This is a genomic window from Cellulosimicrobium sp. NPDC057862 (genome assembly GCF_042797035.1).
In the GTDB taxonomy this organism is placed as follows: Bacteria; Actinomycetota; Actinomycetes; order Actinomycetales; family Cellulomonadaceae; genus Cellulosimicrobium.
Genome location: NZ_JBHVMH010000004.1, coordinates 271,583 through 287,694 on the forward strand (window position 1 = coordinate 271,583; position 16,112 = coordinate 287,694).

Here is a 16,112-nt window from a genome sequence, read left to right on the forward strand (position 1 = left end):
GCGGCACGGGGAGACGACGATGGTGAACGGCTATGCACTCGGTCAGCTGAGCCGTGCGTTCCTCACGGCCGTAACGCACGAGGACGCCGAGGTGCGTGCTCGCGCCGACCGACGCGCGCAGCGTTGGGTGCAAGTCATCGAGTCGATGGCGAGCGGCAGGGTCGAGATCGGTTCTCGGACGCCGGTTCGAGGCTTCCCCGCCTGGGTCACGCTCGAAGTGGTCCACGGTGGATTCGCGACGGGCCGGGCGATCGCCGAGTCACCGATCGAGGCCGACGAGATCGCGGTCGCGCGGCGCGTGGGAGTCGAGCCAGTCCGGAGCCTGATCTTCGGCTACTACTTGACGGCCGACGGGATGGCCGAGCTGCACGAGCTGCTCGACACCGGGATGTTCCGGGTAGACATCCCCGAGGACGCCGCCCTCTTGACCGTCGCGTGGCTGCTGCGGGAAGGTGACCGCGACTCGGCGTTGAAGCTTCTCGATCAGATCGCTCCCTTCGCCACTCGTCTTCGGTTCACGCCTCGCGTGTCACCGACTCCGACGACCCCGTTGGATCATGTCTTTCGCGCGAGCGCCGCAGAGGCAAGACGCGCTCTCCTCGATCGCAGACCACAGGAGCAGGTCGAGATTCAGCGCGAGGTCCTAGCGGTGTGGAACCCGTTCTCCGACCGCCTCCTCACATTGTGGCTCGAGCTCTTCACGGCGGGCCGCAGGACGGTCTCGCCCACCGAGGACTGGCTGGCGAGGGCGCGCGCGGTACTCGAGGAGTACGACGTGCTCTCCCTCGCGCACACGCGCGCGACGAGGCACAAGCGCGCAAAGGGGAACGTCGGCATCCAGATCGCCTCCCTTCGCGTGCTGACGGACGGCGGCGAGCTCGACGACAGACGGGAGGGTCTGCTGCGCGCGTCGGTCGTCGCGTCCGTTGCCAAGCGTGGCGCCCCGGGATCGACGGAACACACCGCGCTCCGGGAGGCACAACGGGAGGATGCCGAGACGCCGGGACACTGGCGGCTCTCCGCGGTGGCCGCCGAGAGGCTGGCCACCGTCGATCCGTACGGCGGGCTTCCCGACCCGTCACTCTTTGCCGGGCCGGTCACGACGGCGGAGGCGCCCCTGGCCGGTGCACCTGCAGGTTCGGTCATGCCACCTTCCGTCGGGCGGGCGCTGGCGCGGGCCCATGCAGCACCCGTGGGCCAGCTCGTCGATGAAGGCGTGATCCCGTCGGCAGAGGTGCTCGCCGAGCTCATACCGCAGATCACCGCGACCACGACGGCGACCGGGTATCCCGCACCCGCCCTCGCGCGATTGATGGCGGCCAACTATCGCGCCTTCCGCCGTCGGCGTTCGCTCCTCCTCGTCGATCTGAAGAAACAGGTCCAGGTCGAGGAGCTCCCCTGGGTGCGCGCCGCGAGCGGGCATCATGTCGCCCGGACCGACGCGGCCCTCGACGTCGCACGCCGGGTGGGCGCACTCGCGCTGGACACGTTTCCCGGCACCATCGTCCCGAACCCTCTGGTCCAGGAGCTCAACCACCTGCTGGTGGCCGGCGGCATGGACGTGCCCCTGGTCGAGGAGCTCGCAGCCGACATCTTCATGGGGCGCTTCTCCGACAAGTACCGGCGCGCAGCGCAGATCGCCGCTCGCGTCGTCGGCGGAACGCTGTACGAGTGCTACTACGGGATCGACTACGCACGGATCGCGGCCCTGGACCAGGTCCGGTCCCCCGTCCGCCGGGTCTTGCAGCGCACGCGGAAGGACGCTGCCGGACCCAGCCTTGGCGACGTCTGCTGGGAGCGCTCGGGCAGGCGCGACAGAGACCGGTACTCCGTGTCGACGAACGGCGCTGTCATCGAGCAGGCACAGATCCTGACGACCCACAACCTGGCCGCTCTCGTCGAGGCCGGGGTCGAACCATGCCGCTCCTGGACGGAGCTCGCCGACGGAGCGCTCTCGGTCGTCACATCGCGCCTCAACGTGGCGAGCCACCAGGAACGTCCGTTCGGGGCAGTCAAGGACGCGGCCTACGCCTGGCGACAGATGGTGTTCTTCCTGAGCCTCGCACCGGCATCAGAGCTGGACCCGTTCATCAGGAATGCTGAGGTACGACACAGACATGCACGCGGGCTCTCCGTCCTGCTGCCCGGGCTCCGGGACGCCGCCGAAGGGTCACAGCCGACGCACCCGTTCCTCGGGTGGGCAGCGGGCAGTGGCCGGCTCCTCGGCCAGGGTCTTGATCTCGAGGACTGAGCAGGAACAGTCCGACGGCGTCCGCCCAGCGCGACGACTCAACGCATCGACGCCGCTCACAGCCCCTCCGGACGAGGTGACAGCCACGCACGATACGTCGCGCGCAATGCGTCTCGCGCCTTGGCCGTCGGTGCGATGACGTCCGCTCCGCCGTCGTACGGCGCGTACACCCAGTCGACTGTGTCGCCGGTGATCACGAACACGTCGGCGTCGTCTGCCGCTCGCCGAAACCACGGGTCGAGCGCCGCCCGCGTGGCCGGAAGACGGCCCACGAAGGCGGACGCCGTGATCGCTGCGTCCTCGCCGTCGGCCGTCGTCTCGTCGACGAACGTCCGCCAGAAGGGCCAGGCTCTCGCGATCCTGCGAAACTCGCGCGACGCATGAAACCTCCCCTGCCCGTCCCACCTCAGCAGGACGACGACGACCTCGTCGCTCGACCCGCGGAGCGCCGCGTGCACGTGGTGGTGACGATCGAGCAGCATCCTCTCCTCCTCCTCGGTGTCGGCATCCCGCTTCGAGTCGGGAAGGCTGTGGAACCGCACCCAGCGCTCGGCGAGGTGCTCCCGGAGGGACCACGACGCGGGGATCACTCTCCCGGCGCGGAGCTCCCAGGCGTTTCCGAGCTCTACCCAGGACGGATCCGGTTCGGGCATCCGGAACCCGAGTACTCCGGCGACGACTTCCTCACCCCTCCCCAGGAGGAAGCGAACCGTGCCGAGCAGGTGCTCGACCCGGGCGATGGTGTGCCTCACTCCCCCGCCCTCCGGCGACCCGCGCGACGCTCCCTCGCCGCGTGCCGGACCTTTCGCGACGTCCCGTGCTCGGCGAGGTCGTCGAGGACGACGTCCGCCGGGACGCGGTCGACCAGCTGTCGCTGGCACCACAGGGTGAGGTCGGGCAGGTCGTCGACGATCGGCCGGGGTCGGGCGACGAGATCACGGATCAGCGCCCACTCCCGGAGCCGCCGTTCTGCGAAGGCTCTCCCGGGCGATGTTCCGAGACCGTCGACCCAAGACTGGCCTTCGGTGACGTCGACGTGCTGGAGAACGTCGACGACGACGACCCTTGCCATCTCGTCGCCCTCAACGACAGCTTCCTTGAGGAGCGGACGGAGGTCCGCAAGCGGGACCGCGCTCGCGTAGACCTCCCACCGACTGTGCTCGTCGTCGAGGTCGATGGCATTCGTGCCGACCCCCTCGGCAAGCAGGTGGATAAGGTCTCGACCACGCGGAGTCAGCGGAGTCACGCCTGGTGCTCCCGTCGCCCGAGGAGCTTCTCGACGCCGTCGTTGCTGCGCAACACCCGACGCGTCCCCTCGCGCACGGCTGCCTCCAGACGGGCACGACTTCCTGCGGTCCTCCCGGAGTCGGAGTACTCGGGGAAGTCGGCGAGACTGTCGAGCTCGAGATAGTGCGACTCGAAGCCGACGAACGTACGAAGGTCCGGGAACCGACCGTCACCCGGCATGGGCCCGTCCACGGAGTCCGCCCAGACCGACAGCGCCCGCTCTGACATCTGGCCGGCCAGCACAGCCCGGCACCGCCGCACGAGCTCGAGCCGGACGGCCCTCGACACGCTCGGGCGGGGGAGGTCGAGCTCACGCGCCGTGGCCAGGACGAGCGCGTCGACCGTGCTCCACTCCTCGTCCCCGTAGAGGCCCGCGAGCTCGCGCAGGGCCGGGCTGTCGTGGCCCGCGACCAGCGCCGCGACGGCGGCGTCGACGAGCCGTCGCCGGTCCCGGTCGAACGCGTCCAGCCAGAATCCGGCTACGACGAGGAGGTCATCGGCGGCGGCGCGGCGCGCGAGGTCGTCTGACACGGGGTCGAACCTAGGCCGACACCCCGCACCCTGCCGAGGTCATTTGCCCTTTGACGCAGACCATCACCGTGCCTCGTGAGTTCGCACGGACATGCTTGTCCGAGATGGACGACTCGCGCTAGGTTTGTGAGCGGCGGTAACGATGCCGTCACGAGAGCAGGGGGATTCATGAGCACACGCTTCCGGCGCGCCCTCACGGCCGTCGCGTCCGCGCTGGTGTCGACCGTCGTGGCGGCGTCGCTCGCCACTCCGGCGAGTGCGACCGTGACCACCGCGAGCGCCGACCCAGCCGCGAGCGCCGCCGCGTGCGCCGCAACGTGGTCGCCGACGACGGCGTACTCGGGCGGCCAGACGGCGTCGCACCACGGCCGGAACTGGACGGCCCGCTGGTGGACGCAGCGCGAGACCCCGGGGTCGACGAGCGTCTGGGTGGACGCAGGCCGGTGCGTCGGGGGCGGCGACGACTTCGTCGTGAGCCGCGAGGAGTTCGACGCGATCTTCCCGAAGCGGCACCCGTTCTACACGTACGACGGGTTCGTCGACGCACTGGGTGCCTACCCGGCCTTCGCGAGCACGGGCACGCCCGAGACGCGGACGCGCGAGGTCGCCGCGTTCCTCACCCACGCGGACTTCGAGTCGGTCGGGCTGCGGTACGTGAAGGAGATCAACGAGGCCAACTACTGGATCAAGTGCGACCAGTCCCAGCCGTTCGGCTGCCCCGCCGGCCAGACGGCGTACTACGGTCGCGGGCCGATCATGTTCAGCTGGAACTTCAACTACAAGGCCGCGGGCGACGCGCTCGGGATCGACCTGCTGAACGACCCGTGGCTCGTCGAGGAGGACCCGTCCGTCGCCTGGCAGACGGCGCTCTGGTACTGGAACACCCAGAACGGCCCGGGCGTCATGACGTCCCACGAGGCGATGGTGAGCGGCTCAGGGTTCGGCCAGACGATCAACTCGCTCAACGGTGCGCTCGAGTGCGAGGGCGGGAACCCCGCGTCCGTGCAGTCCCGGGTGGACCGGTACGTGCGCATCACCGAGGTCCTGGGCGTGGCCCCGGGCTCGGGCCTGTACTGCTGACCGGGCTGTCCCGCGTGCAGCGAGGCGGGTGCGGTGCGCGCAGGGGGCGCACCGCACCCGCCTGTCAGCCTGCGGCGGGGGCTGCGGCGGTCTCCGCGGCGGTCGTGGGGGCGTGGGCCGTCGGCAGCCCGGAGCCCGGGCGGAACCCGGCGTACTGCTCGGCCGCCGCTCGCGCGCACTCGTCCTGGTAGACGGGTCCTCCCCCGAGGTACACCGCCATCTCCGCGCGCTTGCCGGGGACGTTGCCGCCGACGAACCAGGCGCCGGCCTTCTTGCCCTCCTCGTACATGACCGTGGCCCGCCCCGCGCGCTCGGTCTCCTCGTACCACCACTCCTCGGCCTCGCGCGTCGCCTCGAGCTGCGCGACGCCGTTCTCCCGCGCGTACGTGAGCGCGCGCTGGAGCCACTGCGCGCCGCGCTGGACCGGCACGGTGAGGTTGGACAGCGGCGTCTGCGGCCCGAGGGACAGGAAGAAGTTGGGGAACCCGTGCACGGAGATCCCCAGGTAGGTCCGCAGGCCGTCCCGCTCCCACCGCTCGCGCAGCGTGATGCCCTCGCGACCGACGACGTCGAACGCGGTGAGCGCCCCGGTCATGGCGTCGAACCCGGTCGCGAGCACGAGCACGTCGAGCTCGTGCTCGACCTCCTCTGCCCCGTCCGCAGAGCGGCCCACGACGACGCCGCGGGGCGTCACCCGCGTGATCGGGGTCGCGAGGACGTCGACGAGCTCGACGTTCTCCCGGTTGTACGCGGCGTAGTAACCGTGGCCGGTGGGCGGGCGCTTGCCCATGAACGTGTAGGCGGACGGGCAGAGCGCCTCGGCCGTCCGGGGGTCGGTGACGATCTCCCGGATCTTGCCGCGGAGGAACTCGGACGCGAGCGCGCTCGCCTCGGGGCTCGAGACGAGGTCGGTGAAGCACTCGTTGGCGAACCGGAAGCCCCCTGCCTCCCAGCGCGACTCGAACACCCGGCGGCGCTCGTCGTCGTCCACCTCGAGCGCGGACCGCGTCGGGATCTCCATCGGCACGCCGAACGGATGCTGGGCGGCGCGCTCGAAGACGGCGTCGTAGTCCGCGCGCAGCGCGGCGAGCTCGTCAGCGGTCACGGCGGGGCTCGTCGTCTCCAGGACGTAGTTCGGGGTGCGCTGGAAGACCGTGACGTGGGCAGCCTGGGCGGCGAGCTCGGGCAGCAGCTGGATCCCTGACGCCCCGACGCCGATCAGCCCGACGCGCTTGCCGGACAGGTCCACCCCCTCGTGCGGCCACCTCGCCGAGTGGTACGCGGGCCCGGCGAAGGTGTCCAGGCCGGGGATGTCCGGGTAGAGAGGACGCGAGAGCAGGCCCGTGGCCGACACGAGGTAGGTGGCGCGCAGCGTCGACCCGTCGGCGAGGGTGAGGGTCCACCGGTTCGTGGCGTCCGAGTGCTCGGCCCGCTCGACGGTCGTGCTCAACCGGATGTCGCGCCGCAGGTCGAGCCGGTCGGCGACGAACTCCAGGTAGGCGCGGATCTCCTCGCCGCGCGGGTAGCGCTCGCTCCAGTCCCACTCGTCCCGCACCTCGCGGGAGAACGAGAACGCGTACGCGAGGTACTCCGAGTCGGTGCGCACGCCCGGGTACCGGTTGGCCCACCACGTCCCGCCGACTCCCCCGGCGCCGTCGACCACGAGGACCGACAGCCCGACCTCGCGGAGATGGTGGAGCATCGCCAGCCCCGAGAAACCCGCCCCGATCACGACCGCGTCGTAGGTCCCGTCGCCGCTCGCCACGTCGTCCATGCACCGCTCCCCTGTCTCTGGTCCGTCCGGGCGCCGCAGGGGCGGACGGCCCCGCGCGACGCGGTATACCGTCCCATGTGCGGCGGCTTCCTGCCACGGCGAGCCGCGCCGCGGGGAACGGGTCAGAACGGCCAGACGAGCGGCACGTAGAGGACAGCGGCGGTGAGGAACACCAGCGCCAGCGGCAGGCCCAGGCGCCAGTAGTCGCCGAACCGGTAGCCGCCCGGCTGCAGGACCATGAGGTTCACCGGCGTCGCGATCGGCGTGAGGAAGGCCGCCGCACCGGCGACGGTGAGCGCCATCATGAACGGCTGCACGCTGACGCCCAGGGTCTGCGCGAACGACACCGCGACCGGGGCCATCACGAGGACCGTCGCGACGTTCGAGATGAACTGGCCGAGCACGAGCGTGAGCACGCACACGACGAGGAGCGCGAGGTGCGGCGACCCGCCGCCGGTGACCCGGAGCACGACGTCAGCGATCGCGTCGGCGGCGCCCGAGGAGACGAACGCCGCGGACAGCGGGATGAGGGCCGCGATGAGCACGACGGTGTCCCACGAGATCGCGCGGAACGACTGCGGGACGGTGACGACTCGCAGGAGCACGAGAGCGCCCGCCGCGAGCAGACCTGCGATGACCGGCGGCACGACACCGGTCGCGAGCAGCACGATCGTCGCGACCAGCACCCCGAGGCAGCGCCGCCAGCCGCGCCCGAGCGGGACCCCGCGCTGGAGGCTCTTCGAGGAGTCGACGGCGATGACGTCGGGCGACTGCGTGTACCGGTGGAGCGCGTCCCAGGGTCCGCGCACGAGCACGGCGTCGCCGGGCTGGAGGGTCATCGGGCCGGCCGGAGCCTCGGTGTCCGGCCCGGTCGAGCTGCCGTCGCCGCGGCGGATGGCGAGCACGACGAGGCCTTCGTCCCGCGTCGTCATACCGGGGCTCACCCGGCGCCCCACGAGCGACGAGCGAGGAGCGATGAGCACCTCGACGACCCCCGTGCCGCCCGTGAACAGGCGACCCGTGTCCAGCTCGGCGGGGTAGCTCTCGCGCCACGAGCGGACGCGCTCGCGCGGGTCGGTGGCCGTGTCGGCGAGGTGCTCGGGGACGCGCTCCGGGAGCAGCCGGTCGCCGAGCGTCACGACGAGCACGGCCGTGGCGAGGACGAGCGGGATCCCCACCAGCGCGAACTCGAAGTAGCCGAACTCCTGACCGCCCGCCTCGGCCGCCGCCTCGGACACGATGATGTTCACGGGCGTCCCGGTGAGCGTGAGGAGCGAGCCGGCGCCCGCGGCGAACGCGAGCGGAATGAGCATGCGCGAGGGCACGATCCCGGCCCGCGCGGCCGCCACGACGGCGACCGGGAGGAGCGCCGCGACGGCACCGTTGATGCTGATGACGGCCGCGAGCAGGGCGGCGACCCCGACCATCAGCGCGAGCAGCCCCGAACGGCCGAGCGACGCGCGCCGCTCGAGCCACTGCCCGATCCACGCGGTGATGCCCGTGGAGTCCAGCGCGTCGCTGAGCACGAACAGGGTCGCGATGAACAGCACGATCGGATCGCTGAACCCGCCCAGCGCCTCGTCGAGGGAGAGCACCCCGGTCGCCCACAGGGCGACGGGCACGAAGAGCGCGACGACCACGAGCGGCAGCCGGTTGGTCATGAAGCCCACGACCGCCAGCGCCAGGATGACGAAGGTCGCGACCAGCGGATCGATCATGGGCACCCCCTGGGACGTCAGGATGCCACACGTCGCCTCGTCCGGGAGGGTCACCGGAATAGCGGGCGCGCCGGTGCGTTGTCGATGACCATGACGACTCTCGGCATCATCGGCGCAGGCAACATCGGCTCTCAGGTCGCGCGGGCGGCGATCGCCCACAGCTACGACGTGGTCATCGCGAACTCGCGGGGCCCCCGGACGCTGGACACCCTCGTCGCGGAGCTCGGTCCGCGGGCGCGAGCGGCGACGGCGGAGGACGCGGCGCGCGCGGCGGACGTCGCCGTCGTGGCGGTGCCCTTCGGGGCGTACGGCAAGGTCCCCGTCGAGCCGCTCGACGGCAAGATCGTGCTCGACGCGAACAACTATTACTGGGAGCGCGACGGGCACGTCGAGGCGCTCGACCGGGGCGAGGCCACGTCGTCGGGCCTGCTCCAGGAGCACCTGGCCGGGTCGAAGGTGGCCAAGGCGTTCAACCACATCCGGTCGACGGAGATCACGACCGACGGGACCCCCGCGGGCACCCCGGGACGCCGCGCGCTCGCGACCGCGAGCGACTTCCCCGAGGCCGCCGCCTGGGTCGTGCGGTTCTACGACGAGCTCGGTTTCGACGCCGTCGACACGAGCCCCCTCGCGGAGTCGTGGCGCGTCGAGCGCGACCGCCCGGCGTACGTCGCGCGCCAGGACGCCGACGAGCTGCGCGCGAACCTCGCCCGCGCGCCCCGGACGATCTGACCCGGTCCCGGGGCGGGCGCGTCAGGCGTGCTCGCCCCGGGCGACGAGGCCTGCGCCCACGATCAGCAGCACGAGGAGGGCGACCACGAGACCGAGGAGCGCGAGCGCGCGGGCCGGTCCGAGAGGACCTTCCACGAGGCGCGCGGACCGTCGGCAGCCGAGGCCGGCCAGGCCCCACAGAACCGCGGCGCCGAGGGGCTCGGGGCGCTGCCACACGACGGTCAGCACGACCGCGAACGCCGCGAGCGCCCAGGCGATCCACCCCGCCCAGCGCAGGCGCGCGCCGTAGAACGACCCCGCAGGGCGGCCACCGCGCTCCGGCATGGCGCGGCGATCGCCCGCACCGCCGAGCGCGCGGGGCTCACGTCGGTCGAGCAGGCCCGGGACGGGCGGCTCGTCGCGCCGGGCCAGCGTCAGTCCTCGCCGTAGAAGACGCGCTCCATGACGGTCCGGGCACGCCGTGCGGTGCGCAGGAAGTGCTCCTCGAGCTCGGCGCCGGTGTCGACGTCCGGGAGGTCGAGCACGCGCGCGAGGCCGTTGAGCGCGAACCGGTCGTGCGGGAGCACGTCGACGGTGGTCCCGGTCGTCCGTCCGGACCACAGCACGAGCGCGCTGCGCAGGCGCGAGGCGAGGTGCCAGGCCTCGCCGAGCACCGCGGCGTCCTCGGCGTCGACGAGGTCCGCGGCCACGGCGGCCTCGAGCGCGTCCACGGTCGAGGTCGTCCGCAGCCTGGGCACGTCGTGGGCGTGCTGGAGCTGGAGGAGCTGGACGGTCCACTCGACGTCGGACACTCCCCCGCGGCCGAGCTTGAGGTGGCGCGTCGCCTCGACCCCGCGCGGGAGCCGCTCGGACTCGACGCGCGCCTTGATGCGGCGCACCTCGCGGACCTCCGCGAGGTCGAGCCCACCCTGCGGGTAGCGGCGACCGTCGACGACCCGCGTGAACGCCTCGCCGAGCCCGTCGAGGTCGCCCGCGACCGGGCGCGCGCGCAGGAGCGCCTGCGCCTCCCACACGCTCGACCACCGCTCGTAGTACTCGGCGTACGACGCGAGCGAGCGCACGAGCGGGCCGTTGCGCCCCTCGGGCCGCAGGTCGGCGTCGACCGGGAGCGCGGGCTCCGGGCCGACGGCGGACAGGAGCTGGCGCAGCCGCGTCGCCACCGCGAGCGCGTACGCCTGGGCGTCGGCGCCCTCGGCGCCGGGCACCGGGTCGTGCACGAACATCACGTCGGCGTCCGAGCCGTAGCCCATCTCGCGACCGCCGAGGCGGCCCATCGCGACGACGAGCACGCGCGCCGGCGCGGAGCCGGGGTCCTGGGCGTCGTACCCGAGGTCGCCACGCGCGACGAACTCCGCGATGCGGAGCGCGCCCGCGAGCACGACGTCCGCGGCGTCGGAGATGCTCCGGGCGGCATCGACCGCGTCGACGACGCCCAGCAGCTCGGCGGCACCGGTGCGAGCGAGCTCGCGGCGGCGCACCGCGCGCAGGCTCACCGTCGCGGGCTCGACCTCGTCGGCGCGCGTGAGGATGGCGTCGGTCTCGCTCGTGAGCCGCTCGATGCCGCGGGGAGTGAGGTCGGCGTCCGCCGCGAGCCACCGGACCGACTCGGGCGACCGGGCGAGCGCGTCCGCCAGGTAGCGGGAGTTCGCCAGCAGGTGTGCGAGCCGCTGCGCCGCGGAGCCCGAGTCGCGCAGCAGCTTGAGGTACCAGTGCGTCGCGCCGAGCGTCTCGGACAGCGTGCGGAAGGCGAGCAGACCCGCGTCGGGGTCCGCGCCCTCGGCGAACCAGCCGAGCATGACGGGCAGGAGCTGGCGCTGGATCGCCGCGCGTCGGCTCACGCCCTCGGTGAGCGCGGTGACGTGACGCATCGCGCCCGCGGGGTCGCGGTAGCCGATCGCCGCGAAGCGCGCCTTCGCCGCCTCCGGGGCGAGGCTCACCTCGTCCGGGGAGAGCTGCGCGACGGCGGGCAGGAGCGGGCGGTAGAAGATCTCCTCGTGCAGGCCGCGCACCTCGCGGCGCGTCGCGCGCCAGCGCTCGGTGAGCCCCTCGGCGCCGTCGGTGCGCATCCCGAGCGACCGCGCGAGACGGCGCAGCTCGTCCTCGGAGGTCGGGACGAGGTGCGTGCGCCGGAGCCGGAAGAGCTGGATACGGTGCTCGAGCGAGCGCAGGAACCGGTAGCAGACCCCGAGCCGGGCCGCGTGCTCGCGACCCACGTACCCGGCCGCGGCGAGCTCGGCGAGGGCCGTGAGCGTCCCGCGGCTGCGGATCGACTCGTCCGACCGCCCGTGCACGAGCTGCAGGAGCTGGACCGTGAACTCGACGTCGCGCAGGCCGCCCTTGCCGAGCTTGAGCTGGCGGTCGGCCTCCGCCGCGGGCACGTGGTCCTCGACGCGCCGGCGCATCGCCTGCGAGTCCTCGACGAAGTTCTCGCGGCCCGCCGCGGACCACACGAACGGGGCGATCGCCTCCTCGTACTCGCGGCCCAGGTCCCGGTCCCCCGCGACGGTGCGCGCCTTGAGCAGCGCCTGGAACTCCCAGGTCTTGGCCCAGCGCTCGTAGTACGCGACGTGGCTCGCGAGCGTGCGCACGAGCGGGCCCTGCTTGCCCTCGGGGCGCAGCGCGGCGTCGACCTGCCACAGGGCGGGCTCCCCGGACGTGCCCCAGCACACGCGCGCCAGCCCGGTCGCGAGCCGCGCGCCCACGCTGGTCGCGTACGCCTCGTCGTACCCCTCGGTGGGCTCGACCACGTAGATCACGTCGACGTCGGAGATGTAGTTGAGCTCGCGCGCCCCGCACTTGCCCATGCCGATGACGGCGAGCCGCACGCCCTCGCCCCGGTCGTCGAGCTCCGCGCGGGCGATCGCGAGCGCTCCTTCGAGCGCGGCGGCGGCGAGGTCCGCGAGCGCCGCCCCGACCGCGGGCATGCGGGTCAGCGGGTCGGTCACCGTGAGGTCGGTCGCGGCGATGCGCAGGATCCGCTCGCGGTAGGCGCGACGCAGGGCGTCCACGCGCTCGGGTCCGGCCTGGTCGGCGACGGGCACCGCGGCGGCCGGGTCCGCGCCGACGGCGCGCAGCAGCTCGGCCCGGACGTCGCGCACGTCGACTCCGGTCCCCGGGGTCGGGTCGGCGACCACCTCGAGGAGCCGGGGGCGGCGCACGACGTCGTCGCCGAGCGCGACCGAGGCGCCGAGCACCGCCAGCAGGCGGTCGCGCGCCTCACCGGGCCGCAGCGTGCGCCGGGCGACGTCCGCGAGCGGGCCGCGCGCCTCGACGTCGGGACGCAGCGCGCCCGCGAGCCGCACGACCTGGAGCAGCGCGAGGTCGGGGTCGGCCGCCGCCCCGAACGCGGCGAGGAGCTCGTCGTCGACGACGGACGCCGGGTCCACGCCGTCCGGGGCGTCCGCGCCCGGGGCGCGCCCGCCGTCGAGCAGGAGCGCGAGGTCCGGGTCCGCGAGCAGGCTCGCCGAGCGCGAGATGTCGGCGAAGCCGACGCGCGCGAGCCGACCGGTGAGCGTCGGCCGGCGGGAACCGCCGGACCGACCGGACGTCGTCGTGGGCCCGCTCACAGGACCTGGAGGAACCGCTTCAGCTCGAACGGCGTGACCTGCGCGCGGTAGCCGTCCCACTCCTGGCGCTTGTTGCGCAGCACGAAGTCGAAGACGTGCTCGCCGAGCGTCTCCGCCACGAGCTCCGACTTCTCCATGACCGCGATCGCCTCGTCGAGCGACTGCGGGAGCGGCTTGATGCCCAGGGCACGACGCTCGGCGTCGGTGAGCTCCCAGACGTCGTCCTCGGTGGCCTCGGGGAGCTCGTAGCCCTCCTCGATGCCCTTGAGGCCCGCGGCGAGCATGACGGCGAACGCGAGGTACGGGTTCGTGGCCGAGTCGAGCGCGCGGTACTCGACGCGGCTCGAGTTGCCCTTGCCCGGCTTGTACATCGGCACGCGCACGAGCGCGGAGCGGTTGTTGTGGCCCCAGCACACGTAGCTCGGCGCCTCGGCGCCGCCCCACAGGCGCTTGTACGAGTTCACGTACTGGTTGGTGATCGCCGTGATCTCCGCCGCGTGGACGAGCAGTCCCGCGATGAACTGGCGCGCCGTCTTGGACAGCTCGAACTGGGCGCCGGGCTCGTGGAACGCGTTGCGGTCGCCCTCGAAGAGCGACAGGTGCGTGTGCATGCCGGAGCCGGGGTGCTCTGCCATCGGCTTGGGCATGAACGAGGCGAACACGCCCTGCTCGAGCGCGACCTCCTTGACGACCGTGCGGAACGTCATGAGGTTGTCGGCCGTGGTCAGCGCGTCGGCGTAGCGCAGGTCGATCTCGTTCTGGCCCGGTCCCGCCTCGTGGTGGGAGAACTCGACCGAGATACCCATGGACTCGAGCATCGTGATCGCCGCGCGGCGGAAGTCGTGCGTCGATCCCCGCGCGAGGTGGTCGAAGTACCCGCCCTGGTCGACGGGCACGAGGCCGTGCTCGGCGTCGGCGGGCTGGTTGAACAGGTAGAACTCGACCTCGGGGTGCGTGTAGAACGTGAACCCCTTGTCGCTCGCCTTGGCGAGCGCGCGCTTGAGCACGTTGCGGCTGTCCGCGAGGGACGGCTCGCCGTCGGGCGTGAGGATGTCGCAGAACATGCGCGCGGTGCCGTGCCGCTCGCCGCGCCACGGGAGCACCTGGAACGTCGTCGGGTCCGGCTTGGCGATCATGTCGGCCTCGTACACGCGCGTGAGGCCCTCGATCGAGCTGCCGTCGAACCCGATGCCCTCGGCGAACGCCGACTCGAGCTCCGCCGGCGCGATCGCCACCGACTTGAGCATGCCGAGCACGTCGGTGAACCAGAGCCGGATGAAGCGGATGTCGCGCTCCTCGACCGTGCGGAGCACGAACTCCTGCTGCCTGTCCATGCGGTACATCCTGCCTGATCCATGTGACGAACGGGTGACACGGCCGTGTGGCGGACGTCGCGCGTCGGGACGGCCCCCCGGGCCGGTCGCGCCGGCCCGCTCGTCTAGGCTGGCGGCATGGCTGATCTGCGCGTCGCGCTGGCACAGGTCGACACGTGCGTGGGGGACCTCGACGGCAACGCCGCCCTCGTCCTCGAGCGCACCCGGGAGGCCGCGGCGGCGGGCGCGCAGCTCGTCGCGTTCCCGGAGATGACCCTCACCGGCTACCCGATCGAGGACCTCGCCCTGCGCGCGTCGTTCCGCCGCGCGGCGTGGGACGCCGCCGCGGACATCGCGGCGCGCCTCGCCGCCGACGGCCTGGGCGGGATCACCGTGGTGCTCGGCACCGTCGGGACGTCGGGAGCGCCCCGCGGCGCGGGCGCGGCGGAGCGCGAGGCCTCGGGCTCGCCCGCGGACCTCCCGACGAACCGTGCGGTCGTGCTGCGCGACGGCGTCGTGCAGGCCGCGTACGACAAGCACCACCTGCCCAACTACGGCGTCTTCGACGAGTTCCGGATCTTCGCGCCGGGCGAGACGACGACGGTCGTCGAGGTCGAGGGCCGCCGCGTGGGCATCGCGATCTGCGAGGACATCTGGCAGGACGGCGGTCCGGTCGCCGAGATGGCGACGCTCGACGAGGCGGGGAACGGGCTCGACCTGCTGCTCGTGCTCAACGGCTCCCCGTACGAGGAGGGCAAGGGCCACGTCCGCACCGACCTCGCGGCGCGCCGCGCGCGCGAGGTGAGCGCCCCGGTCGCGTACGTGAACCTCGTGGGCGGGCAGGACGACCTCGTGTTCGACGGCGGCTCGTTCGTCACCGACGCCGCGGGCACCGTCGTCGCGTCCTCTCCCCGGTTCGTCGAAGACCTGCTCGTGTGGGACCTGCCTTCCGACGGCGCCCCCCACGGGCCGCGCGCCCCCGAGCTGCACCCCGACGAGGAGGTGTACCGCGCCTGCGTCACCGGGCTGGCCGGCTACGTCCGCAAGAACGGCTTCCGCTCCGTCCTCCTCGGCGTCTCGGGCGGGATCGACTCCGCGCTCACCGCGACGATCGCCGCCGACGCGATCGGCGGCGAGAACGTCGTCGGCGTCTCGATGCCGTCGCGGTACTCGTCCGACCACAGCAAGGACGACGCCGCGGACCTCGCCAAGCGGCTCGGAGCCGACTACCGCGTCCAGCCCATCGCGCCGATGGTCGAGGCCTTCCAGGGCGAGCTCGCGCTCGAGGGCGTCGCCGAGGAGAACCTCCAGGCGCGCGTGCGCGGCGTGATCCTCATGGCGATCTCCAACCGCGAGGGCCACCTCGTCATCGCGCCCGGCAACAAGTCCGAGCTCGCGACGGGGTACGCGACGATCTACGACGCCGGCAGCATCGGCGGCTTCGCGCCCCTCAAGGACGTCGACAAGTCGCGCGTGTGGCAGCTCGCGCGCTGGCGCAACAACCAGGCGGTCGACCGCGGCGAGATCCCGCCGATCCCCGAGTCGTCCATCACCAAGCCGCCGTCGGCGGAGCTGCGCCCGGGCCAGACCGACCAGGACTCGCTGCCGCCCTACGACCTCCTCGACGAGGTGCTCGACGCCTACATCGAGCACGCCGAGGGCCGCGCCGAGCTGCTCGCGCGCGGGTTCGACCCCGAGGTCGTCGACAAGGTGGTCACGCTCGTCGACCGCGCCGAGTGGAAGCGCCGCCAGTACCCGCCGGGCCCCAAGGTCACCGCCCTCGCGTTCGGCCGCGACCGCCGCCTGCCCATCACCAACCGCTGGCGCGAGCCGCTCGACTGACGGCGCCGGCCACCCCGC

At 72.8% G+C, this 16,112-nt stretch carries 12 protein-coding genes; 4 read left to right on the plus strand and 8 right to left on the minus strand.

Annotated elements, in window-relative coordinates; translation table 11 throughout:
- The first annotated feature begins 19 nt into the window (after window positions 1-19).
- Window positions 20-2,251 carry a hypothetical protein gene (locus tag ACFVN3_RS08360; protein WP_378232307.1) on the plus strand — a complete coding sequence of 744 codons (2,232 nt, stop codon included), beginning with the start codon at window positions 20-22 and terminating at the stop codon, window positions 2,249-2,251.
- A 56-nt stretch (window positions 2,252-2,307) separates the two neighbouring features.
- Here ACFVN3_RS08360 and ACFVN3_RS08365 read toward each other — a convergent pair whose 3' ends face one another.
- From ACFVN3_RS08365 to ACFVN3_RS08375, 3 genes are read right to left on the minus strand one after another with little or no spacing between them, the layout of a single operon-like run.
- Complete coding sequence (locus ACFVN3_RS08365) at window positions 2,308-3,003, minus strand: hypothetical protein (RefSeq protein WP_378232308.1); 696 nt, start codon at window positions 3,001-3,003, stop codon at window positions 2,308-2,310.
- Window positions 3,000-3,497: a hypothetical protein gene (locus tag ACFVN3_RS08370; protein WP_378232309.1), complete on the minus strand. Its 498-nt coding sequence runs from the start codon at window positions 3,495-3,497 to the stop codon at window positions 3,000-3,002. Before ACFVN3_RS08370 ends, ACFVN3_RS08365 begins: the two co-directional genes overlap by 4 nt.
- Window positions 3,494-4,069 carry a hypothetical protein gene (locus tag ACFVN3_RS08375; RefSeq protein WP_378232310.1) on the minus strand — a complete coding sequence of 192 codons (576 nt, stop codon included), beginning with the start codon at window positions 4,067-4,069 and terminating at the stop codon, window positions 3,494-3,496. Before ACFVN3_RS08375 ends, ACFVN3_RS08370 begins: the two co-directional genes overlap by 4 nt.
- Window positions 4,070-4,237: 168 nt before the next feature.
- On the opposite strand from ACFVN3_RS08375, the gene ACFVN3_RS08380 reads away from it, so the two are divergent.
- Window positions 4,238-5,149, plus strand: a complete 912-nt coding sequence (locus tag ACFVN3_RS08380) for a glycoside hydrolase family 19 protein (RefSeq protein WP_378232311.1) — start codon at window positions 4,238-4,240, stop codon at window positions 5,147-5,149.
- A gap of 64 nt (window positions 5,150-5,213) precedes the next feature.
- Here ACFVN3_RS08380 and ACFVN3_RS08385 read toward each other — a convergent pair whose 3' ends face one another.
- A complete protein-coding gene (locus ACFVN3_RS08385; RefSeq protein WP_378232312.1) occupies window positions 5,214-6,923 on the minus strand; it encodes a flavin-containing monooxygenase in 1,710 nt (569 codons plus the stop codon).
- A gap of 122 nt (window positions 6,924-7,045) precedes the next feature.
- Entirely contained in the window at window positions 7,046-8,641 is a 1,596-nt protein-coding gene (locus ACFVN3_RS08390) for an SLC13 family permease (RefSeq protein WP_378232313.1), read from the minus strand.
- Between the two features lie 9 nt (window positions 8,642-8,650).
- On the opposite strand from ACFVN3_RS08390, the gene ACFVN3_RS08395 reads away from it, so the two are divergent.
- A complete protein-coding gene (locus ACFVN3_RS08395) occupies window positions 8,651-9,373 on the plus strand; it encodes an NAD(P)-binding domain-containing protein (RefSeq protein WP_378232361.1) in 723 nt (240 codons plus the stop codon).
- Window positions 9,374-9,394: 21 nt separating this feature from the next.
- On the opposite strand, the gene ACFVN3_RS08400 is transcribed toward ACFVN3_RS08395, so the two are convergent.
- From ACFVN3_RS08400 to glnA, 3 genes are all read right to left on the minus strand, one after another.
- Complete coding sequence (locus ACFVN3_RS08400; protein WP_378232314.1) at window positions 9,395-9,697, minus strand: hypothetical protein; 303 nt, start codon at window positions 9,695-9,697, stop codon at window positions 9,395-9,397.
- A gap of 89 nt (window positions 9,698-9,786) precedes the next feature.
- Complete coding sequence (locus ACFVN3_RS08405; protein WP_378232315.1) at window positions 9,787-12,939, minus strand: bifunctional [glutamine synthetase] adenylyltransferase/[glutamine synthetase]-adenylyl-L-tyrosine phosphorylase; 3,153 nt, start codon at window positions 12,937-12,939, stop codon at window positions 9,787-9,789.
- Window positions 12,936-14,273: a type I glutamate--ammonia ligase gene (gene glnA, locus ACFVN3_RS08410; RefSeq protein ID WP_205207485.1), complete on the minus strand. Its 1,338-nt coding sequence runs from the start codon at window positions 14,271-14,273 to the stop codon at window positions 12,936-12,938. The genes ACFVN3_RS08405 and glnA overlap by 4 nt, the downstream gene beginning before the upstream one ends.
- A 117-nt stretch (window positions 14,274-14,390) precedes the next feature.
- On the opposite strand from glnA, the gene ACFVN3_RS08415 reads away from it, so the two are divergent.
- On the plus strand, window positions 14,391-16,094 hold the full coding sequence (locus ACFVN3_RS08415) for an NAD+ synthase (protein WP_378232316.1): 1,704 nt from the start codon (window positions 14,391-14,393) through the stop codon (window positions 16,092-16,094).
- Window positions 16,095-16,112 lie beyond the last annotated feature (18 nt).